The 21,308-nt window shown below is 42.1% G+C and carries 16 protein-coding genes; 4 read left to right on the top strand and 12 right to left on the bottom strand.

The window, feature by feature from the left end; genetic code table 11:
• Window positions 1-2: 2 nt before the first annotated feature.
• The 3 genes from FFR60_RS01430 to glpO form a co-directional block, all read right to left on the bottom strand.
• Window positions 3-725, bottom strand: a complete 723-nt coding sequence (locus FFR60_RS01430; RefSeq protein ID WP_137662686.1) for an MIP/aquaporin family protein — start codon at window positions 723-725, stop codon at window positions 3-5.
• A gap of 96 nt (window positions 726-821) precedes the next feature.
• Window positions 822-2,330 (bottom strand): glycerol kinase GlpK, encoded by a 1,509-nt coding sequence (gene glpK / locus FFR60_RS01425; RefSeq protein WP_137662685.1) that lies wholly within the window; start codon window positions 2,328-2,330, stop codon window positions 822-824.
• A gap of 20 nt (window positions 2,331-2,350) precedes the next feature.
• Entirely contained in the window at window positions 2,351-4,159 is a 1,809-nt protein-coding gene (gene glpO / locus FFR60_RS01420; RefSeq protein WP_137662684.1) for a type 1 glycerol-3-phosphate oxidase, read from the bottom strand.
• Between the two features lie 420 nt (window positions 4,160-4,579).
• On the opposite strand from glpO, the gene FFR60_RS01415 reads away from it, so the two are divergent.
• The 4 genes from FFR60_RS01415 to FFR60_RS22795 all read left to right on the top strand — a co-directional run bounded on the left by FFR60_RS01415 (window position 4,580) and on the right by FFR60_RS22795 (window position 8,831).
• Window positions 4,580-5,995 carry a phospholipase D-like domain-containing protein gene (locus FFR60_RS01415; protein WP_137662683.1) on the top strand — a complete coding sequence of 472 codons (1,416 nt, stop codon included), beginning with the start codon at window positions 4,580-4,582 and terminating at the stop codon, window positions 5,993-5,995.
• A gap of 100 nt (window positions 5,996-6,095) precedes the next feature.
• Window positions 6,096-6,779, top strand: coding sequence for a response regulator transcription factor (locus FFR60_RS01410; RefSeq protein WP_137662682.1), 684 nt, complete (start codon window positions 6,096-6,098; stop codon window positions 6,777-6,779).
• On the top strand, window positions 6,776-8,209 hold the full coding sequence (locus tag FFR60_RS01405) for a sensor histidine kinase (RefSeq protein ID WP_137662681.1): 1,434 nt from the start codon (window positions 6,776-6,778) through the stop codon (window positions 8,207-8,209). The genes FFR60_RS01410 and FFR60_RS01405 overlap by 4 nt, the downstream gene beginning before the upstream one ends.
• A 55-nt stretch (window positions 8,210-8,264) precedes the next feature.
• The gene (locus tag FFR60_RS22795; RefSeq protein WP_212741891.1) at window positions 8,265-8,831 is read left to right on the top strand and encodes a hypothetical protein; all 567 of its coding nucleotides are present in this window, start codon (window positions 8,265-8,267) and stop codon (window positions 8,829-8,831) included.
• A 62-nt stretch (window positions 8,832-8,893) separates the two neighbouring features.
• On the opposite strand, the gene FFR60_RS01395 is transcribed toward FFR60_RS22795, so the two are convergent.
• From FFR60_RS01395 to FFR60_RS01355, 9 genes are all read right to left on the bottom strand, one after another.
• The gene (locus FFR60_RS01395; RefSeq protein ID WP_137662680.1) at window positions 8,894-10,690 is read right to left on the bottom strand and encodes a heavy metal translocating P-type ATPase; all 1,797 of its coding nucleotides are present in this window, start codon (window positions 10,688-10,690) and stop codon (window positions 8,894-8,896) included.
• Between the two features lie 148 nt (window positions 10,691-10,838).
• Complete coding sequence (locus FFR60_RS01390; RefSeq protein WP_137662679.1) at window positions 10,839-11,360, bottom strand: class I SAM-dependent methyltransferase; 522 nt, start codon at window positions 11,358-11,360, stop codon at window positions 10,839-10,841.
• 224 nt (window positions 11,361-11,584) lie between these two features.
• Window positions 11,585-12,277, bottom strand: coding sequence for a response regulator transcription factor (locus FFR60_RS01385; protein WP_137662678.1), 693 nt, complete (start codon window positions 12,275-12,277; stop codon window positions 11,585-11,587).
• 10 nt (window positions 12,278-12,287) lie between these two features.
• Window positions 12,288-14,858, bottom strand: a complete 2,571-nt coding sequence (locus tag FFR60_RS01380; protein WP_137662903.1) for a DUF4118 domain-containing protein — start codon at window positions 14,856-14,858, stop codon at window positions 12,288-12,290.
• Window positions 14,859-14,923: 65 nt separating this feature from the next.
• Complete coding sequence (locus FFR60_RS01375; protein WP_137662677.1) at window positions 14,924-15,454, bottom strand: potassium-transporting ATPase subunit C; 531 nt, start codon at window positions 15,452-15,454, stop codon at window positions 14,924-14,926.
• A gap of 15 nt (window positions 15,455-15,469) precedes the next feature.
• A complete protein-coding gene (gene kdpB / locus FFR60_RS01370) occupies window positions 15,470-17,500 on the bottom strand; it encodes a potassium-transporting ATPase subunit KdpB (RefSeq protein ID WP_137662676.1) in 2,031 nt (676 codons plus the stop codon).
• 15 nt (window positions 17,501-17,515) lie between these two features.
• On the bottom strand, window positions 17,516-19,192 hold the full coding sequence (gene kdpA, locus FFR60_RS01365) for a potassium-transporting ATPase subunit KdpA (protein WP_137662675.1): 1,677 nt from the start codon (window positions 19,190-19,192) through the stop codon (window positions 17,516-17,518).
• A 223-nt stretch (window positions 19,193-19,415) separates the two neighbouring features.
• Entirely contained in the window at window positions 19,416-19,820 is a 405-nt protein-coding gene (locus FFR60_RS01360) for a pyridoxamine 5'-phosphate oxidase family protein (protein ID WP_137662674.1), read from the bottom strand.
• Window positions 19,821-20,010: 190 nt separating this feature from the next.
• The gene (locus tag FFR60_RS01355; protein WP_137662673.1) at window positions 20,011-21,258 is read right to left on the bottom strand and encodes an MFS transporter; all 1,248 of its coding nucleotides are present in this window, start codon (window positions 21,256-21,258) and stop codon (window positions 20,011-20,013) included.
• Between the last annotated feature and the right edge of the window lie 50 nt (window positions 21,259-21,308).

Raw genomic sequence — 21,308 nt, 5'->3', positions numbered from 1 at the left:
ACTTATATTGGTAAAGCCATAAACAACAACGCAGCTAAAATCCCGCCAATAATTGGACCAACGACCGGAACCCATGAATAACCCCAGTCAGAACCGCCTTTATTAGGAATCGGTAAGAATGCATGGGCGATCCGCGGACCTAAGTCCCGAGCTGGATTGATTGCATAACCAGTAGTACCACCCAAGGACAACCCAATAACTAAAATCAAAATGCCGACAGCAATTGGATTTAGTCCATCGCCAAATTTACTCATGCCAAAGGTCAATAATGCAAAAACCAACACGAACGTTCCAATGATTTCACTAATTAAGTTAGCACCTAAACTGCGAATCGCGGGACCAGTCGAGAATACACCTAGAATTGTGGCTTGATCTTTGGTTTCTTTCCAGTGGGGATAGTAGTGAATATAGACTAAAACTGCCCCAATAATCGCACCGATCATTTGACCCAGAATATAAGGAACAACCATATCCCAGCCAATTTTTCCGGCAATCGCCATTCCGATCGTAACTGCCGGGTTCAAATGGGCAAATGACATGTAGCCTGCAGCATAAGCACCAATCGTAACAGCAGCACCCCAACCTAATGTGATCGCGATCCAGCCGGCTCCTTCTGCCTTCGTTTTGCGTAAACTTACACCAGCTACGACACCATCACCTAGTAATACTAAAACCATCGTTCCAATAATTTCACCGATAACCTGCGTTGACATACTCGTGTCCATAAACTCATCCCCTTTAATTTTTGTTACTATGTCAGCTGCTCAGTAAATTTTTTCTCTCATAAAAACTTAGTTGCGCTGTGCAGCTGACGTATTAACTTATTTTTCCTTTGGTTGATGTTTATATTGCATCGTCGCTTGAACGGCTTCTTGCCAGCCTTTGTAGAGATCCTCGGTCACATCTTTATCCATTTCTGGTTCGTAGCGTTGACCATCAGCAGCAAATTTCTTGATTTCATCGACATCTTTCCAATAGCCGACCGCCAAACCTGCTAGATAAGCCACACCTAATGCAGTGGTTTCCAGATAAGGTGCACGCTCAACTGGTGTTTGTAAAATGTCTGCTTGGAATTGCAGCAATAGATCATTTTTCGATGCACCGCCATCCACACGCAATAGTTTAATGTCTGTACCAGAATCTTTGTTCATAGTTTTTACAACATCGGCCGTTTGATAAGCTAATGATTCAAGGGTTGCACGAATGAAATGTTCCTTCGTTGTTCCCCGAGTCAATCCGAAAATCGCACCGCGTGCTTGTTGATCCCAATAAGGTGCACCAAGACCCGTGAAGGCTGGAACGACATACACATTTTCACTGCTATCTACACGTTTTGCGTAATCTTCAGATTGCGGCGCTTTTTGGAACATCCGCAAACCATCACGCAGCCATTGAATCGCAGACCCGGCTACGAAAACACTTCCTTCTAAAGCATAAGTTACTTTGCCATCAATACCGTAGCCAATAGTCGTTAATAATCCGTTTTCAGAAAGAATTGGTTCTTCACCCGTATTCATGACGATAAAGGCACCTGTTCCATAAGTGTTCTTCACCATCCCTTTATCGAAGGCCAACTGTCCCACCAAAGCGGCTTGCTGGTCACCTGCCATACCGGCAATCGGAACTTTATTTCCATAGAAATGATAATCAGCCGTATGTCCATAAATCTCTGAATTGGATTTAACTTCTGGCAGTATTTCTTTCGGAATATCTAATAGATCTAGAATCTCTTGATCCCATTTCAAATCATAAATGTTGTACATCATAGTCCGGCTGGCATTGGTGTAGTCAGACACATGAGCTTCTCCGCCTGTCAGTTTCCAAACGAGCCATGTATCAATTGTTCCAAATAATAATTCGCCATTTTTTGCCCGTTCACGTGAACCTTCAACATGATCCAAGATCCATTTAACCTTTGTTGCTGAGAAATAAGAATCGATCAATAATCCCGTTTTCTTCTGAATCATTTCTGAGTGACCTTTTTCCTTCAAGTCATCAGCGATATCACTAGTTTGCTTTGATTGCCAGACGATTGCATTATAAATTGGATGGCCGGTTTCTTTTTCCCAAATGACTGTTGTTTCACGTTGGTTGGTAATACCGATTCCTTCAATTTGATCTGGTTTCAATCCGCCTTCGATTAAAGCCCCTGCAATAACTGATTGAACTGAGTTCCAAATCTCATTTGCATCATGTTCTACCCAGCCTGGTTTTGGAAAATGCTGCGTAAATTCTTTCTGAGAAGAACTTACTTCCTTACCTGCTTTGTCGAAAACGATTGCCCTGCTTGACGTTGTTCCTTGATCGATTGACATGATATAAGACTCCATGTTCCCACTCCTTTTATATATTATTTAGTGCTTTTTAAATCCGTTAATTGGGTTTCTTTGATTTGCTGCTCTAATTCAGATTGATAGGCTTCCTTTGTTGCGGAATCCCATTCAAAGTTATCTGCCATAGCATCCACGACGGCATCTTTGATCTCCATCAAGCGATGACTGATAAACAACATATAGTTGGTTCGGCGCAATAAATAATCCACCGGTGTCAAGGTCATTTCTGATTCCATTGAGTAACGTAAGCACATTGATTCCGCTAATGAAAGACCTGCGAAGCTTTCCTGATCCTTCAAAGCGAAAACTTTTTCCGCGTTTGATCCGTAAAGTTCTGCGATATATTTGGCGTCCTCAGCATTTAAGCCTTGCGCTTCACCTTTTTTAGCAATTTTTTCTAATTCTTCATCAACGTTCTTTGCATCGATTTCTCCGCCGGAAACTGGGTATTTTTCTGAATCGACTAATTCAAATTTGCTATCAGACAATAAAGAGATGATTTTCTTCATCGCCCCAGTCGCCATCAAGCGATAATCAGTCAGCTTGCCGCCAGATAAAATCAAGAGTCCATCGTCGGCAATCGTCAAATCACTGCCGCGAGAAACTGCGGATGGATTATCTTTCGGTTCCTCTTTGGCCGCGTCCGTAATCGTTTTTTCAACTGCAGAACGAGACTGCTTGCCATTGGCGTAATCTTCAGCTGCATGAATAATTTTCTCGAAGTTCTCGTCGCTGATTTTTTCCTTTTTCGTTCCATTGTAATCGCCGCCTGCTTCACTGATCAAAGGACGCAAACCAGCCCAAGCAGCTTCAATATCTTCTACCGTCAGATTTACTTTTGGATAGCGGCGATTGACGATTTTCAATAAGTAATCAACATCTTCTTGTTCAACCGTTGGATGATTAAAATCTCCCTGATAGTCTGTATCAGTCGTACCAAAATACGTCTTGCTTTCTCTAGGGATCACAAAGATCATTCGACCATCATTCTCGCCAGTATCAAAATATGTTGGTTGCGGAACTTTCAGTTTTTCTCCGTCAACAACTAAATGAACACCTTTCGTTGGACGCATATGCGGTTTATGATCGATTTTTTTATCCAGCTTGTTCACGATATCTGACCATGGACCGGTTGTATTGATAACCAATTTACTATTAATAGTAACTATTTGATCGTTTAATACATCTTTAGCCTTCACACCAGAGACTTTTCCTTGATCATCATGAACGATTTCTTCTACTTTCATGCGGCTTACAGCAATTGCGCCGTCAGCGACTGCTCGCTTGATATTTTCAATCACTAAACGAGCATCATTGTTGCGATAGTCTAAATAAACACCACCGCCTAATAATCCATCTGATGCCAGTTGCGGTTCTCTTTCCAAAATTTCTTCTTTACTCAACATATAATTCGCATATTTACCGCCAGTAATTCCTGCTAAGTGATCATACAGGTCCATCGCCACTTTGACAGAGAATAGATTAAAGGTTGAGCCTGGCTCATCATAGATTGGCAAAATCATTGGGTCCGCTTTCGGAATATGCGGAGCAACTCCCTGAATAATCGCACGTTCACTAACCGTATCGGCTACTACTTCGACATCAAAGGTTTTAAGATAACGTAATCCGCCATGAACCAGCTTGGTGGATCGGGAAGAAGTCCCCTCCGCAAAATCCTGCATCTCTAGTAACGCTACCGATAATCCTGATGCCGCTGCCTGCAACGCTACCCCCGCTCCAGTGATCCCACCGCCAATGATTACTAAATCAAAGGTCTGATCACTCAATTTTTGAATCATTTTCGATCGCTCTCGAAAAGAAAACATGGATAAACACCTCGTTCCTTCATAATGAATTATTTTTCTTGGAGAAAAATAGTTTGATTGTCTCTTCCAACTAAACTTTTGTTTCATAGTTTGGATTGACTTTGATTAACTGCGAAAAGTTGGACTGGCAACCTCGTTCCGTTTTAATGAATTATTTCTCTATGGAATTGACTTAAAAATGAGCTGTGAAGTTAAACATCCCCTTTTTAGAACAAATAATGGTTTATTAGAACTTACAAAATCAGTGTATCATAACAAAAAACGCTTTCAAAAAATTTGGATTGTAAATTATTGCTCAATTAGACCGAATGACTGTCTTATTTTGCTTACATCGTTTTTTTCACGATTACCCGCCTAAAATTTTTATATGATAAACTATTTATATAGAGATATGATTTTTTTGACTGGGGGTATGATCGAATGAGAGCCTTCTCTTTATTAAAAAAATTTACTATCGTTCTGCTGATTTATTTCCTCTATTTTGGTTTGTGTGTCTGTTTTTACAATATTCATCAGATTAACGCGGTTGCTAAAGATGCTGAAAAAGATGCGACGAAATCTCTGAAATCACTGTATAATCATAAATTTCAAAATGAATCTGTTTGTGTCACTGCTAAGCTGGATCAAGCATTGGCCTTGCGTTGCCAATTAATCGATCAAGCTAAGGAATCATTGTCCATCTCCCAGTATGCCATTTCTGATGATGATAGCGGACTGATTATTGTGGGAAAATTGTTAGCGGCTGCGCAACGCGGTGTAAAAATCAAGCTGCTTTTAAATGGTTTGGCGACAGAAATGAGTATCACGAGTCGGATTCCTTTCGAAATCTTTCGTGAGAAAGAAAATATTGAAGTGAGAACAATCGGTGGTCTGAATCTTTTCAAGCCGTGGGAAATCAATAATATTTTACACGATAAATTGATTCTAGTTGACGATAATTATTTTATTTCATCTGGAAAAAATATCGGCAATCGTTTCATGTTGAAATCAAAAGATTATGAGGCAACCTATGACTTTGATTTGATTATTAAAAAAGATGGTCCCTCATCAAAAAATTCTTTGATCAAACAAGGAAAAATATACTTCAATGAGCTCTGGCACTCCCCTTATACCTATGATAGATCACATTCTTCACGTCCATTTACTGGAAAGGCACTAAGCAATTTAGCAAATGAAATCCGCAAAGCGAATAATCGACACGAAAATATCCTGCGTCAGGAAATTCTCTCAACGTTGGATTTTCATCCAATCAATGCGGGAATGCTGATCCATAACCCAGTTGGGAAACTAGTTAAAAAACCTGTACTCTGGCAGCAGCTCCTTCGCTTTGTCAAAGAATCCAAAGAGGCAACTTTACAAAGCCCTTATGTCATCATTTCAGATAAAATGAAGCAATTTCAAACAAAACAGCTGCCTGATAAATTGACTTTGATTACCAACTCAGCAGCCACTTCGCCAAACCTGTTCGCTTATGCGGGTTATTTACGGCAAAAAGAGGACCTGCTGAAGCAAATGGAGATTTGGGAATATCAAGGAGATGGCTCTCTTCATCATAAAGCCCTGCTGCTGGATCAAACGATCGGCGCCGTCGGTTCCTTTAATCTGGATTCTCGCTCGACTTTTTTAAGCAGCGAAAATATGGTATTTATTGACAGTCCTGGCTTCCATGACCAGCTGGAAAAGATCATGCAGGAGTATCAAGCCGAAAGTCTGCAGGTCAAAAATCTAACCACCTATAAAAAAAGCGACCAGCATCGCCGAATCGTTCATCCTACAAAGCAAAAACTATTGAACCTGATCAGTAAGATCATTAAACCTTTGGAATTTCTTTTATAAAACAGCGCAAAACGGTTTTGTGCTGTTTTATTGTGCCCACTTTCTACTATTGAATTACGTTATAATTGAAGTAATACTTTTTAAGCGCAAGGAGGCCGCCATGAAAATTTTGATTATTGAAGATAATCAGCAAATCGTCAAAGTTTTGACTCGTTACTTAAATGAAGCCGATTATGAAACTGCCGTAGTTTACGATGGAAAAGACGCTCTCCCCTACTTTGATAGTCATTCGGTCGATTTTATTCTTTTGGACATTATGCTCCCCAATGTGAATGGTTTTGATATTTGCCAACAGATTCGCGAAAAATCAACTGTTCCGATTATTATGATCACCGCTAAATCTGAGGATGCCGATCGAATTTTAGGATTAGAAGTTGGCGCGGATGATTACATTATCAAACCATTTTCGCCTAAGGAAGTCCTCTATCGGATCAAAGCGATCATGCGGCGGATTGATTTTGAAAAAGGAACCATAACGAAATCCCTGAACTTAGGCTCTATACGTCTGCTGCTGGAAAATCGCCAAGCAATCGTTGACAATCAAGAAATTAAATTGACTAAAAAGGAATTTGAGTTGCTTGTGTTATTCGCAAAGTACCCGAACAAGGTCTTTACCCGGGATAATCTGCTGGATGCTGTTTGGGGCTATGATTATTATGGCGATAGCCGCACCGTCGACAGTCATATTAAACGGCTGCGGGCAAAATTGAAAAATGCCGGAGTTGATGATTGTCAAATCGAAACCGTTTGGGGAGCTGGCTATCGCATCGAGGTCACGCCATGAAAAAAATTACGATTCGTCTGATTAAACAATTTGTGGCACTCTTGCTGGTTTTTGCGCTGATGATTGCCTTTTTCTTTGGGATTCTTTTTGCTAAACAAACAGAGGATCTCCATCTTGAGGAAATGACCCATCGCAGTGAATTAATCAGCAACACACTCTCGGATTATTTTGCGGATGCTCCGCTGGTACACTCGAATCATGGAAGCGGGTCAAATGGATATGGGGCTTTTTTGCGTTTTTTGAATCAAATTGCAGGAGAAGATATTTGGATTTTAGATGAACAGCTGGACTCACTGATCGATTATGCTCATCATAATCAAAAGCAAGTACCTGCTGGGATGAATAAGTCCGTTGATAAAGCTTTTCGCACCAAAAAAATACAGGTCGCAAAAAGCCGTAAGTTTTTCCAATTGCAGGAGCTTAGCGTTGTCACTCCGATTCTTTCAGATGGTGAAGTTGAGGGTGTCGTATTGATGCATTCAAAAGTCGATGCTATTCATAAAAATCAGTTGTCAGGTTATTTGATGCTGATAATGAGCTTGCTGGCTTCTGTTTTAATTGCGAGTTTGCTGGCTTGGCGGCTCTCAAAACGATTCGTTAAGCCGATTGAAGATATGCGAAATTACGCAGACCAATTAACGCAGGAAAATTATCAGGCACCGCTTGAAATCAACACTCACGACGAGCTGCAGGAGCTTGGTGACCAGTTGACACACTTGTGTCATCGCTTGGCCGAAGCTAAACAGGCGCGTGAAGGCAAAGAACAGGCGGAAAAAGATTTCCTCTCGCAAATTTCTCATGAATTACGAACACCGGTCATGGTGATTAAAAGTTCATTAGAGGCAATCAATGAAGGAATGCTGACCACCGATGAAGAAAAAGCGTATTTAAAGCAGCTTTTAGTGGAAAGTACGGATTTGGAACGCTTAGTCAATGATTTATTAGAGCTGAGCCGTTTGCAATCAACGGAATTTCAACTGCATAAAGAAACGATCAATCCTTTAGATTGTATTGAGGATGCTTTGCGCAGCTATCGATTGCCATTAAAAGAAAAGAATCAGCAGGCGCACCTAGCTAACCAATTGACCGAACCAAAAATGATTCACGGCGATTATTTGAGAATTACGCAAGCATTGAAAATTCTGCTAGATAACGCAAATAAATATGCACCCGCCCATTCTGTTATTGAGTTGAAAATTGCTGAGCAGGAAAAATTTTTAGCCATTACGATTGAAAATTCTTTAGATCAGCAAATTTCGGATGTCTCTCGCCTTTTTGATTCGTTTCAGCGAGGAAATCGAAATCAAATTTCAGGAACAGGTCTTGGCCTAGCCATCGCAAAGCAAGTCATTCGGCGTCACCAAGGTGAGATTTATGCAGAAACGGATCAAAATAAATTTAAAATCACGATTTTGCTGCCTAGTCTTTAATTGTCACACTTTTGCCATAATTTCCTTCTATTCTATAGTTGAGGAGGAGATTTATATGGGAAAAAAGAAACTCGCAATTAGTTTGTTGGTCTTCGCGGGCGTTTTAAGTTTTTCGGGAACGAAAGCCGAAGCTGCAAATCAGCACCACCTACTCAACCAGATGCATTATCATGCGATTAACAATATTTATAAGCCAGCGGAAAATTGTGCTGTTTTACAAAATCGCATCCTAGATCAATATTGCAAACAACCAGCCACGAAAGTCGCTTATCAACACGTGCAGAAAAATACGCAACAAGCGCAAGCAACTCAACAACAGGATATCCAACAACAAGCGGCTCAGCAACAAGCAGTTCAACAACAGGCAGACCAACAACAGGCAGACCAACAACAAGCCGCTCAACAACAGGCGGCCCAACAACAAGCGGCTCAACAACAAGCGGCTCAGCAACAAGCGGCTCAGCAACAAGCGGCTCAGCAACAGGCTGCTCAGCAACAAGCAGCTCAACAGCAAGCAGCCCAACAACAAGCAGCCCAGCAACAAGCTGTCCAACAGCAGCAACGTGTTCATCACAATTACACGCCGCAACAAACGACCGGTCATCATAATCGGCACCATTAAAAGAAACCAGCAAAATTTCGACGTGAAATTTTGCTGGTTTCTTCTATTGTAATAGTGAACGACTACCTATCTTTTCTGGCTCTCAAAGCAGATAAAATTGACACAGTATCAATCACTTCCTGCAAGGCTGCACCTAATAATGCTGGAATGACACCGGTACTTGCAATTAGCATCAAAATTATACAAATCACGAGTCCGATCAATACGGATTGACGAGCGATCCGCATCGTATCTTGCGATAAGCGGACAGCTTCTGACACTCGACTTAGATCGTCCTTCAAAATTACGGCATCAGCACTTTCGCTGGCTGCGGTTGAACCATGAGCACCCATCGCAATACCGACATCTGCCACTGCCAACGCAGGAGCATCATTCACGCCATCGCCTACCATAATTCCTGGTCGATCTTCGTCATTTAACGTTTTTAATACATTAATCTTTTCTTCCGGCAAGCATTCTGCATGCACTTCTGATATTCCTACCTCATGGGCGATTTGATTAGCGATCGATTGATGATCACCGGTAAGCATGATGGTTTTCTTAATTCCCAAGTCATTCAACGCTTTGATGGTAGCGGCGGATTCTTTGCGAACGATATCGGTAAATGTGATGTAGCCGATATATTGATTATCGATGGAAACATAGACTGCCGTATGTTCATTCGTTAATTCAATTGGGGAACCGGCAAAAGAAGCTTTCCCGACGCGAATGTTTTTGCTATTTACCTTTGCTTGGATTCCTTGACCTGTGATTTCTTCCAACTCAGTTACAGGGAACAAATTTATTTCTTTTTCTTTTGCATAGGCGACTAATGAACGAGCCAAAATATGACTAGACTCCTGTTCGCCGCTGGCCGCGTAGGTGATCAACTCTTCTTTTGAAAAATGATCAGAAGCATCCTTGATATCTTCTACTGAGAGTTTGCCTTCTGTCAATGTCCCTGTCTTATCAAAGGCGATGCTTTTTGCGTTTGCTAATTTTTCAATCGTTGTTCCAGTTTTCACGACGATTCCGTTTCGGCTTGAGCGGCTCATCCCCGCAACTAATGCCACTGGTGCTGCCAAAATCAACGGACATGGAGAAGCGACTACTAACACTTCTGCGAAACGAACCGGATCTTTTGAAACAAACCAAGCGACACCGCCAATTACATAGGCGATGATCGTAAAAGGGACCGCGTAACGATCAGCCAAACGGACAAAGTGAGCCGGTTTTGCTTCTGATTCCTTGACTAGTTTTACCAATGTCTGATATTGACTATCTTTGGCTGCCTTCGTTACTTTAAACCGCAAGGCTGCATCACCATTAATTGAGCCAGACATTAATTCATCATTTTGTTTCTTTTCGATGGGCTTAGATTCTCCTGTCAATGACGACTCATCCACAAAAGATTCACCCTCTACGACTCGTCCATCAACCGGCACTAATTCTCCGGGTTTTACTAAAATCAAATCACCAACTTCGACTTCTTCAACCGCAAGATCAGTGATCTCTTCACCTTTGATTCGATGCGCAGTTTGCGGTGAATTATCTAAAAGCGACCGTAATTCGCGACTCGCTTGATGACTGGCATAATCTTCTAAGCTGTCGCCGCCAGTTAGCATAATCAAAACCATCAGACTTGCCCAATATTCACCAACTAAGAGTGTAGCCACGATCGCGGTAATCGCTAAAATATCTACACCATATTTTCCAGAACGCAATGTCTCGATCATTCCAATCAGCATAGTGACTGTCATGATCCCACCAACAATAGCCACTAACCAAAAAGCTAGGCGATTCTGATGAAAGCCAAACTCCAAAATCAATGCGACGATCCCGATCATCACAGTTAATAAAAACTTCTTTATATTACTCATACGAGCGCCTCCAATTTTCTTCAATATCAGATTAGCACTCTGATATTCTAATTGAAAATAAGAACACCTTAATGAGAAAGATAATCATTAACAGCTTATAAACGTTCACCCTCACTTTAAAATAACTATAATTAAGCGCTTTATATTTTTAACTAGATAACTTCATAATTCGATAGCAAATCCAGTCCTTCGTTTGATGACTGGCAACTAAATCAAGTCCTAAATTTGCTAAATAGATTTGAAATTTGTCGACCTCTGCAAAATCTGGCAAATAATATTTTACTTTAGAACGTTCGCAGGCAATCCAACATTCTCCGCTTGGCGCTAAAATCCGTTCTATCTCCATCAATGCTTGATCTAGCTGTTCCCAGTGAAAATGGGTCTGAAAGGCAAAAATCAAGTCAAAAAAATCTGACGGATATTTGGTTTTGTCGATGTTCATTTCTTCGAAAGTCGCTGAGGCTGAATAATGCTTGCTGGCTTCGAGAATCGCTGTTTTGGAAAAATCGATGCCATAGATTTGACTAGTAGGAAAATGTTGATGAAGATAGTTGGTTGAAGCGCCGTTTCCAACGCCAATATCTAAAATATTTTTAGGCGTCGACTTGTTCACAAAGCTTAATGTCCAACTAACCATTGGTAAATATGCGCGATTCCATATTCGCATCATCCAAGTGCCGATCTTTCCACTAGGATTTTTTGATTGTCTGATTAAACTTTTGAAAATTGAATATAAAGCAAGTCCGCAAATAACTATCAGTAAGAAAATGATGATGGACACCTCCCCTGTTTTTATCTTAGTGTACTAAAAGAAGGGATAATAAAAAACCAAGCAATCAAAATACGTTCAATTTCTCAAGTATTTGATCGTTTGGTTTTTAGTTGGCGATGTTTTTATTGTTCCGATCGATGGTCTCGCAGGCGATAGCCTACACCGATCTCCGTAATCAAGTATTCAGGCTTCAACGTATCCTGTTCGATTTTTTTGCGGATGTTGGACATATTTACCCGCAGTGTTTGGGAATCATCACTATAAGGTCCCCAGACTTCTGTCATTAAGGTTTGATAAGTAACTACCTTGCCTAATTGGCGAAACATCAGCGCTAAAATGCGATATTCATTTTTAGTCAGATGAATCTCATGATTGTCCTTATAAACCAATTGCTTTTCGAAATCGATTTTCAGATTTTTATTTTCTACAATGGTTAATGCTTCAGTCTGAACGTTTTGATGGCGTAAGGCTGTGCGAATCCGCGCCAGTAACTCATTCGTACCAAATGGCTTGGTCACATAGTCATCTGCCCCTAAATCCAGCGCCTTCACTTTTTCTTCCTCATTATTTCTGGCAGAGATAATAATGATCGGCAGGTGCATTCGTTTGCGAAGAATTTTCAGCAGATCGATCCCGTCAATATCAGGCAGCCCCAAGTCTAACAGAACCAAATCAATCGTTGTTGTTTGAAAAGCGGTCAATGCTTCCATTCCTGTACTGGCGACCGTTAATTGATAGCGTTCCTGCCCTAAAACGACCTCCATAAAATCCGTGATATTTGGATCATCTTCGATTAATAAAATGGATTGCTTCATAAACATCCCCTCACTTCAAATAAATTCTAACCAGTGTCTTGCCTGCACCCACGGTCATTTCCATTTTGCCATTATGAGCATGGATGATCGTTTTGACGATACTCAAGCCGATTCCCAAGCCATTTTTTGAATCTACCGGGACTTCATTTGCGCTAGCTAAGTTTGACTGGATTTTTTGAAATTGCTTCAATGGCATTTCGCCGTGATTTTCGATTTCAAAGACTGTCTGTCCCTTTTCCTGATAAACGATCAGTTGGACCGGTTGATTTTTTTCTCCATGACGAAAGGCATTCTCCACCAGATTGAATAATGCCTGCTCGATCAAAATAGGATCTGCTTGAATAAAAATGACCTCTGACGGCAGTTGAATCTCGACTTGACCATCAGGATAAACTTTTTTTAAGTGCTTATAAACCGCTTCGATGATTTCTTCCACCGGTTCAGCCGTTTTCGTGACCTTCATCGTATCCATGTTGATACGGGTAATCGATAATAAATTTTCAACCATGCGAATCAGCCATTGTGACTCTTCTTGAATATCCTTTAATAGTTTTTGACGTGTCTCTTCTTTTAAATCAGTTCCGACGCCTAATGTTTCAGCAATCCCTGAGATTACTGTCAGCGGTGTTCGTAAATCATGGGAAACTGCTCGTAAAAGATTGCTGCGAACTTTTTCCCGCTCGTTTTCTAACTCGACTTGTTCTTTTTCTTCCTTCAATTCCGTTTGCTCCAAAATAACGGCGATCTGAGTCAATACCAGCTTCAAATAGTTGAGTTGATCATTTTCCAGTTCAAGATTGGCATTTCGTTCAATGCCTAATACCGCTAATGTTTTTCCGCTTGCGATGATCGGCAGATAAAATCCTTTGGCACCAATCAAGGTATCTGTGCCATTGCCGGCTTCTTTTTGATTTTTTGCAGCCCAAAAGGCAACGGCTGCTTCATCTTTATTTGCCAAAATCGTTTGCTTTTCAGCGACACAATGAATACTCTCTACTTTCGACAAACGATCAAAAATGATCACTTCCCGTTCTAGCAATCGTGATAAATACGTCGCAGAAATATCGAGAATCTGTTTTCGGCTTTCTGCTAAAACGTACTGTTTGTTTAATTCATATAAAATTTCCATCTGATGCTCTTTTTCCATCGAACTGTCGGCTTGTTTTTTCAAACGAACCATCAAATTACTGATCATCAGCGCGACCACCAGCATGATCAATAAAGTGATCGGATAGCCTTGCTTGTAGACCGTTAGTGAATACAAGGGCTCCACAAAAAACCAGTTGAAAGACAAGACACCTAATATAGAAGAAAGTGAGCTCCAAAAATAGCCGGAGGTAGTTCGAGCTACTAATAAGATGAAGAAAATATAAATCAGCATCAAATTTTGATCACCGATATGCAGGTATTGCATTAATTCCGTCACGATCGTCGCTAAGATGACGGCACCGATCGCAATTCCGAAATCTTTTCCTCCACCTTCGATCACCTTGCGGGTCTTGAAGAACCAGGTTTGCTTTTCCTCACTAAAGGGAATCAAATGGAGCTCCGTATCATTCAAGCGCTTCAGCAAGCGATCATCGAAAGCTTCGGTAAAAATCTTTTCATACCAAGGCTGACGCAGATTCTTTCCCATGATAATATCGGTGACCCCGGTCATTTTGGCAAATTCAACGATCGTCTCAAAGCTGTCATCTTCCTCAATGCTGATCACCTCGGCTCCTAATTTTTCCGCCAAAGGAATGTTGGTAGGTGTATTTTCTTGAGTGCGAACCTGAATTACCGTCCACTCCGCAGCTAATCCTTGAGCCAAACGCGCTGTCCAGCGAATACATTTTTCGGTCATTTTAGGAAAAGCATCGTTCACCACTGTTAGTAATTTACTTTGAATCCCAATCGTTTTTCCGCTGATCCGGTTAATATGATCCGATGCTCGTTGAATCGCTAAGCCCCGCAGCTGATCCAGCTTTTGCGGGATAAAGAAGTTTCTCAACGCCCGTCTGGCATTTTCATTGGCGTAGATTTTTCCCTGCTCCAAGCGTTCGATCAGCTCGTCCGGTTCCACATCGATCACTTTTATCGTTGCCCGCTGCAAAAAGGTGTCCGGCACGGTTTCCTTGACCTCGATTCCGGTAACCTCTTCAACGATATCATTCAGGCTTTCGATATGCTGAACATTGACCGTGGTGAAAACATCGATGCCCGCATTCAGCAGTTCATCCACATCTTGATATCGTTTACGATTTCGCGACCCTTCCGCGTTAGTATGTGCCAGTTCATCGATCAGAACAATTTCAGGCTTCTGCTGAATGATCCGATCAATATCCGGCTCCGTTAAGATCATTTGCTTATATAAAATTTTTTTCGGCGGAATTTGCGGTAGTCCTTCTAATAATCGATTAGTGTCCGGCCGATCATGAGGTTCGATGTAGCCGACCATTACATTTTTCCCCATCAGCAATAACTCATGAGCTTCTGCCAGCATCCCATACGTTTTTCCGACACCTGCCGCAAATCCGAAAAATACTCGCAGCCGTCCCCGTCGTCCATCGCCTAATTGTTTTTCCTCTGTTGCTTGCATCATCGCCCCTCCCTTCTTTTATGCACAACAATTCTCTAACCAAGTGGTTAGAGAATCTTTTGGTATTATGCCTCTAGTTTATCTAATGCGAGGTTCAACTGCAAAACATTGACATACTTTCGTTCAGAAAACCAATCCTTCTGACTATGCTCATCGATGACTTTATGAATTGCTTGCTGAGACAGTCCGCGTTCCTTGGCAATCCGAGCAACTTGAAATTCAGCCGCTGCCAAGCTGATATCCGGGTCCACGCCGCTGGCAGAAGCCGTTACGAGATCGTTTGGAACTCTTTTTTCTGTTGGATTTTTCGTTAATTCGGCCGCTGTACGTTTTTCGACCAATTGCTTTTGCTCCGCTGAAACCGGCGAAAGTTGGCTAACTTTTTCGCTGCGACCAGAAAAATACTTGTCTTGATCAAAGTCCTGGCCGATCAATTTCGACCCGACGACCTGATCATTCACCGTCACTTGGCTGCCGTTGGCTTGCTCTGAAAAGAATAATTGGCCAATGCCGGTGACCACAACAGTATACAGTCCGCCAAAGACAATCAAACTCAAAATCAGAAAACGCAAGCTGCCTAGAATACTTTTTTTCATTGTTCTTGCTCCTTTTTATAAAATAATCAGTGAAAGGATCACATCAATGACCTTGATAAAGATAAAGGGTGCGATGATTCCGCCAAGTCCATAGATCAGCAAATTATGCCGTAAAATTTGACTGGCAGGTTTTTCCTGATACTTCACCCCTTTTAATGCTAGCGGGATCAAGGCTACGATGACCACCGCGTTATAAATGACCGCCGACAGAATCGCTGTTAAAGGACTGCCTAATCCCATGATATTCAAGCGATCCAATTGCGGATAAATACTGTAAAACAACACGGGGATCACCGCGAAATATTTCGCGATATCATTGGCGATACTAAAGGTCGTTAAGGCACCGCGCGTCATCAATAATTGTTTACCGATCTGAACTACCTGCAGCAGTTTGGTTGGACTGGAATCCAAGTCGATCATATTTCCGGCTTCTTTTGCCGCTTGAGTTCCGGTATTCATCGCCATCGCTACATCCGCCTGAGCCAATGCCGGTGCATCATTAGTACCATCGCCAGTCATTGCTACTAAATGACCTTTTTCTTGATAGTCGCGAATCAGGTCCATTTTATTTTCAGGCGTTGCTTCGGCTAGAAAATCATCCACGCCCGCTTCCGCCGCAATCGCTGCTGCGGTCAAAGGATTATCTCCAGTGATCATAATCGTCTTGATCCCCATCTTGCGCATATCGGCGAATTTATCCTTCACACCATTTTTGACAATATCCTTCAAGTAGACAACGCCCATCACGCGATTATTTTTCACGACGACTAATGGTGTCCCGCCTGCGCGAGCGATTTTATCCACGATCGTGTCGCATTCCGGCGGATAGACTTCATTTTTAGATTGCACATATTTTTTCATTGTATCCGCGGCACCTTTACGAATTTCATCTCCGCGATAATCAATCCCGCTCATTCGTGTTTTCGCACTGAAGTCGATAAATTTAACTTCTGATTGCTGAAATTCTCTTTCCCGCAAATTAAATCGTTCTTTGGCTAAGATCACGATACTGCGACCTTCCGCTGTTTCATCGGCTAAGGACGATAATTGTGCCGCATCGGCAAGCTGTTCTTCACTGACACCATGGACTGGCAAAAATTCGCTCGCCCGGCGATTTCCCAATGTAATGGTTCCTGTTTTGTCCAGTAAAAGAACGTCCACGTCACCTGCCGCTTCAATCGCACGACCACTCATAGCAATTACGTTTTCTTTAGTCAAACGGCTCATGCCGGCAATACCGATCGAAGAGATCAAGGCGCCGATCGTTGTCGGTGCCAAGCAAATCAGCAAAGCAATCACAATAATCATGGATAAGGCTTCCCCTTTTCCTGATAGCTGACTGCTGAAGGCGGTAAAGGGTACCAATGTGATGGACACGGTTAAGAAGATAATCGTCAAGGTGATCAAAAAAATCTGCAATCCGATCTCATTCGGCGTTTTTTTTCGTTGGGTACCTTCTACCATAGCGATCATTTTATCTAAAAAGGATTGACCGTTTTCCGAAGTTACCCGAATCACCAAATAATCAGATACAACAGTCGTACCGCCAGTTACTGCACTGCGGTCGCCGCCAGATTCGCGGATCACTGGCGCTGATTCACCGGTGATGGCACTCTCATCCACCGAAGCGGCACCTTCAATCACATCGCCGTCAGCTGGAATCTGCTCTCCAGCGCGGACATAAACCAAGTCGCCCCGCTTCAAATCAGAAGAACGCAATTCTGTGAAATTTTCGTCTTTGATATCGGCTAGACTCGTAACTTTATACGTCATGACTTCTTTTTTGGCCTGCTTCAAGCTATCGGCCTGGGCTTTGCCTCGTCCTTCTGCCACAGCTTCGGCGAAATTGGCGAAAAGCAGCGTCAACCAGAGAAAAGCAGTTATCGAAATGCTGAACCACATCGGTACACGCATTGGATAGAAGCATAATACCGTAGTGATGATCGCGCCTAGATAGACGACGAACATTACAGGATTTTTGATTTGTTGGCGCGGATCTAATTTCTTAAAGGATTGGCCCGCTGCCCATTGATAGATTTTCTTCATTTTCACTCACTCCATCTATTTCATCGTAAAGAATTCAGCGATTGGGCCAAGCGCCAAGGCTGGCAAGAAGCTTAATGCGCCAATCACCAAAATAACAATAATCAGCATGGAAACAAAGGTTGGACTGACTGTTGATAATGTCCCCGAGCTTAAAGCCGCCTTCTTTTTACTTCCCATGTTTTCGGCTAAGAACAGGATCGCGACGATCGGCAAGTAGCGGGAAATGACCATCATTAAGCTGCCTAAAATATTTAGGAATGGCGTATCTGCTAATAAGCCGCCAAACGCACTACCATTATTGTTCGCTAATGACGTTGCGCCATACAGCAATTCGCTGAAGGCATGAGGTCCGCGATTCGTCAGCCAAGCCAGCACATCAGGATGTACTACCAATGCCATCGCTCCAAAAAGCGTCAGCATCAACGGTGTTAAGATCACCAGACTGGCCATTTTGATATCGAAGGCTTCGATTTTCTTTCCTAAGTATTCCGGTGTGCGGCCGACTAAAAGTCCGGCAATAAAGACTGCCAACAGTAAAAATGCCAGCATCCCATAAAGTCCGCTGCCGACTCCGCCGAAAATAATTTCTCCCAGCTGCATCAAAAACAGCGGGATCGCACCGCCAAGCGGAGTAAAGCTATCCATCATCGCATTGACAGAGCCGTTCGAGGCTGCCGTCGTTGCCACCGACCATAAGCTTGACCAGCCGACACCGAAGCGGATTTCTTTTCCTTCCAAATTGGTGGAGCCAAGCACTCGTGCAAATTCTGGTCCATAATATTCGCTGAATGCCACACCGATAAAAGCTAGTAATAGGAAAAACAAAGAGACGACCATAATAGTCCGACCTTGTTTCCACTCCTTGACCCAAAAACCAAAGGCAAAGATCAACGCCGCTGGAATCAGCAGAATCGCAATGTTTTCTAAAAAGTTAGAAAACAGTGTCGGATTTTCGAAAGGATACGCCGAGTTGGCGCCGAAAAAGCCGCCGCCGTTGGTACCTAACTGCTTGATCGCAACCTGACTAGCGACTGGTCCCAAATACAACCAGAGACTTTTTCCTTCCAACCCTTGATAAGCTGCTCCTGTTTTGAAGGATTGGACCGTTCCTTGCGAAATCAATAGAACCGCAAAAATCATTGCTAACGGAAGCAGGATATAGACTAAACTGCGAGTCAAATCCTGCCAAAAGTTTCCTAAAGCTTTCTTTCTCACCTGTGAAAGTCCGCGAAGCAACGCCACCAAGACAGAAAGCCCAACGCCTGCCGATACAAAATTTTGAACGGTCAAACCAAACATTTGCGATGCGTTTGATAAGGTCGTCTCACCAGCGTATGCCTGCCAGTTGGTGTTCGTCACAAAGCTTGCTGCTGTATTAATGGCCAAAGGCAGCGATAAATTTTTTACTGCCGAACCACCCGGCAGAAAATGCTGCGTCATTAAGAGTACGACTAGCAAGATAAAAGAAAAAAGACTTAACATGACCACATTCATCGCATAGCGTTTTGCCGACATTTCTTTTTTGCTGATGGGACCGATCGCTTTATAAAACAGCTCCTCGACCGGTCGTAAAAAGCGGACACCTTTGGGAATTTTTCCCTGCATGATTTCCTTGATGTACCAGCCTAACGGCAAGGCCAAACCTAATAAAATAAATAGGAAAAATAATCCTTGATAAATTACACTGCTCATAGCTCTTCCCCCTTAAATAAAAACCAGAAAAGATAGCTCATTAATAAGAGGCCAATCAATCCTAAAATAATCGTCATTTCATTTCTCTTCCTTTCAAATCGGTCCGCTAAAAAGCGCCCCGCTATCCTTTACCCTGTAAGCATAAAAAAAAAGACCTAAAGATAGTGTGAAACTTGCCCTCATTTCTTTACACTATCTTTATATGGTCTTTTTATTTGAAATTTTAAAATGTGGTAACGTTGAAATTCTGGTAAAACTCCCCATGTTCACAAGTGAATTTCAAAACGGTGAAATCCGGCATCCCGCCGCCCTTTTCATAATAAACCTGATAATCATCCTGCCAAAACTCAATTTTCTCATGCTCTTTCGTTAAAACCTGCATCTCTCCCAGCAAGCTGATCCCAGTAAATGCGGCCGCATCATAAAAGTACAAACAGGCTTTAGCATTATCCAAGAATTGCTTTACTTTATTGGAAGAAGTATTCGTGTGAAGATAAAACGTATTTTCCTCCACTTTTATCGGCTTCAACATCGCCCGAATCATTGGGAACCCTTCTTGTGTGACTGATCCTAAAAAACAAAGACTCCCATTTTCCATCAACCGTACCCATTCTTTTTCGTAATCCATCTCCTGCTCCTTTGCTTTTTATCCAGTATTTCAAAAACAAAGCAAAAAAACAAGATAAGCCATAAACTTATCTTGCTCACTCTTTTTGATAGATCAGAATATCGCCCGGCTGGCATCAAGGACTTCGCAAATTTTTTCTAAGGTTGAAACAAAAAAGCACGCCAGCTTCGATAACTGGCGTGCTTGCTAATTATTCTTTGACTGTTTTGTAGACATCGCTGTCCTTTGTTTCTTTGAACAGCTTGAAGCAAACAAAAGAGATTACAAGTACTAATCCGCTGATCAGTAATAACGGCACAAAGATCGAAGCGTTCGTTTGCTTGAACAATAGACCCATCATTAATTGACCAAGGGGAACCGCGCATTGACAAACCGCAATTACGGTTGCCATGATTTTTCCCAAATTTTCTTTAGGAGTGATGCGCTGAATCAACGAGATCATATAAACAGAGATCGCGCTAAGCATCATCCCGATCACGATTTCCATCAAAATGACGATCATAAAGCCGACGCCGGTGCCAGTGATGCTCAAAAGAACATTCATGACCAATAAAGCAATCCCTGAATACATAAAGGTCCGGTAAAAATTATTGAACTTCAAGTTTTTAGTCAGCGGGCCAGCAAAAACTGCGCCAATAATACTTGATAGACTAAAGACTGCCATCCCGACACCGTACATCGTATCATTTACCTGCAGCGTCATTCGCAAAATCACCGGCAAGCCGACGATGAAAAATGAAGTCAGCACAAAATTGATCGACGCAGCCATAATGATGGTCTTAAAAATCACTTGATTGTTCTTTACTTCTCGAAAGCCATCTTTTAAGTCGGCCGTTAAAATCTCTAAGACCGTTCCCGGTGATTGCTCGCGTTTTTCAAATGGAATCTTCAAGAAGCTTTCGATGATCGCCGCTGCTGCGAAGAAGAAGATACTGCTGCCGACCAGCATGTTTGCACCAACTAATCCATAAAAAATCCCGCCAATGATCGGCGCAATTACATTTGACAATTGTAAAATACCGTTAGATAAGCCATTGATTTTTTCTAAATCCTTTTCCTCTACCAACAAAGGAATACTGGCTCCTACAACAGGTGTATCAAAGCTTCCGACAATCGCTAAAATGAAAAGCAAAAAGCCGATCGCCAAAACGGATTCTGAAGTTCCGATTACTAAAAAGAGCAATCCGGCGATAATCGCATTGGCGACATCCATAAGCACCATCAACATTTTCCGATCAAAACGATCCGCGATCGCACCGCCGATCGGCGCAAATAGTACCGGAATACTTGAAATCGCCAATACTGTCGCAAAAATATCTGCTCTTCCTGTAACATCTAATACAAACAACGACAAAGCAAATCGTAAAATTGCCCCGCCAAACACTGAAATAAATTGCCCCAACATTAAAAATGTAATATTTTGTTTATTCCCTTTCACACTTTTACCCACTCTCTTTTAATTGATATGTTTATCTTAACGAAATCTTA

This window comes from Enterococcus hulanensis (assembly GCF_005405485.1).
Taxonomy (GTDB): Bacteria; Bacillota; Bacilli; order Lactobacillales; family Enterococcaceae; genus Enterococcus_A; species Enterococcus_A hulanensis.
The sequence above is the reverse complement of the archived record's forward strand: the minus strand, read 5'-3'. Positions and strand labels throughout refer to the sequence as shown.

Excerpts from the sequence above, each read along its gene's own strand:
- glpO (WP_137662684.1), bottom strand. The coding sequence starts at position 4,159 with ATGTTTTCTTTTCGAGAGCGATCGAAAATGATTCAAAAATTGAGTGAT.
- FFR60_RS01360 (WP_137662674.1), bottom strand. The coding sequence starts at position 19,820 with ATGGATTACGAAAAAGAATGGGTACGGTTGATGGAAAATGGGAGTCTT.
- kdpB (WP_137662676.1), bottom strand. The coding sequence starts at position 17,500 with ATGAAGAAAATCTATCAATGGGCAGCGGGCCAATCCTTTAAGAAATTA.
- FFR60_RS01410 (WP_137662682.1), top strand. The coding sequence starts at position 6,096 with ATGAAAATTTTGATTATTGAAGATAATCAGCAAATCGTCAAAGTTTTG.
- FFR60_RS22795 (WP_212741891.1), top strand. The coding sequence starts at position 8,265 with ATGGGAAAAAAGAAACTCGCAATTAGTTTGTTGGTCTTCGCGGGCGTT.
- FFR60_RS01390 (WP_137662679.1), bottom strand. The coding sequence starts at position 11,360 with ATGATGCGAATATGGAATCGCGCATATTTACCAATGGTTAGTTGGACA.
- kdpA (WP_137662675.1), bottom strand. The coding sequence starts at position 19,192 with ATGAGCAGTGTAATTTATCAAGGATTATTTTTCCTATTTATTTTATTA.
- FFR60_RS01385 (WP_137662678.1), bottom strand. The coding sequence starts at position 12,277 with ATGAAGCAATCCATTTTATTAATCGAAGATGATCCAAATATCACGGAT.
- FFR60_RS01380 (WP_137662903.1), bottom strand. The coding sequence starts at position 14,858 with ATGCAAGCAACAGAGGAAAAACAATTAGGCGATGGACGACGGGGACGG.
- FFR60_RS01415 (WP_137662683.1), top strand. The coding sequence starts at position 4,580 with ATGAGAGCCTTCTCTTTATTAAAAAAATTTACTATCGTTCTGCTGATT.
- FFR60_RS01430 (WP_137662686.1), bottom strand. The coding sequence starts at position 725 with ATGGACACGAGTATGTCAACGCAGGTTATCGGTGAAATTATTGGAACG.
- FFR60_RS01405 (WP_137662681.1), top strand. The coding sequence starts at position 6,776 with ATGAAAAAAATTACGATTCGTCTGATTAAACAATTTGTGGCACTCTTG.
- FFR60_RS01375 (WP_137662677.1), bottom strand. The coding sequence starts at position 15,454 with ATGAAAAAAAGTATTCTAGGCAGCTTGCGTTTTCTGATTTTGAGTTTG.
- glpK (WP_137662685.1), bottom strand. The coding sequence starts at position 2,330 with ATGGAGTCTTATATCATGTCAATCGATCAAGGAACAACGTCAAGCAGG.
- FFR60_RS01395 (WP_137662680.1), bottom strand. The coding sequence starts at position 10,690 with ATGAGTAATATAAAGAAGTTTTTATTAACTGTGATGATCGGGATCGTC.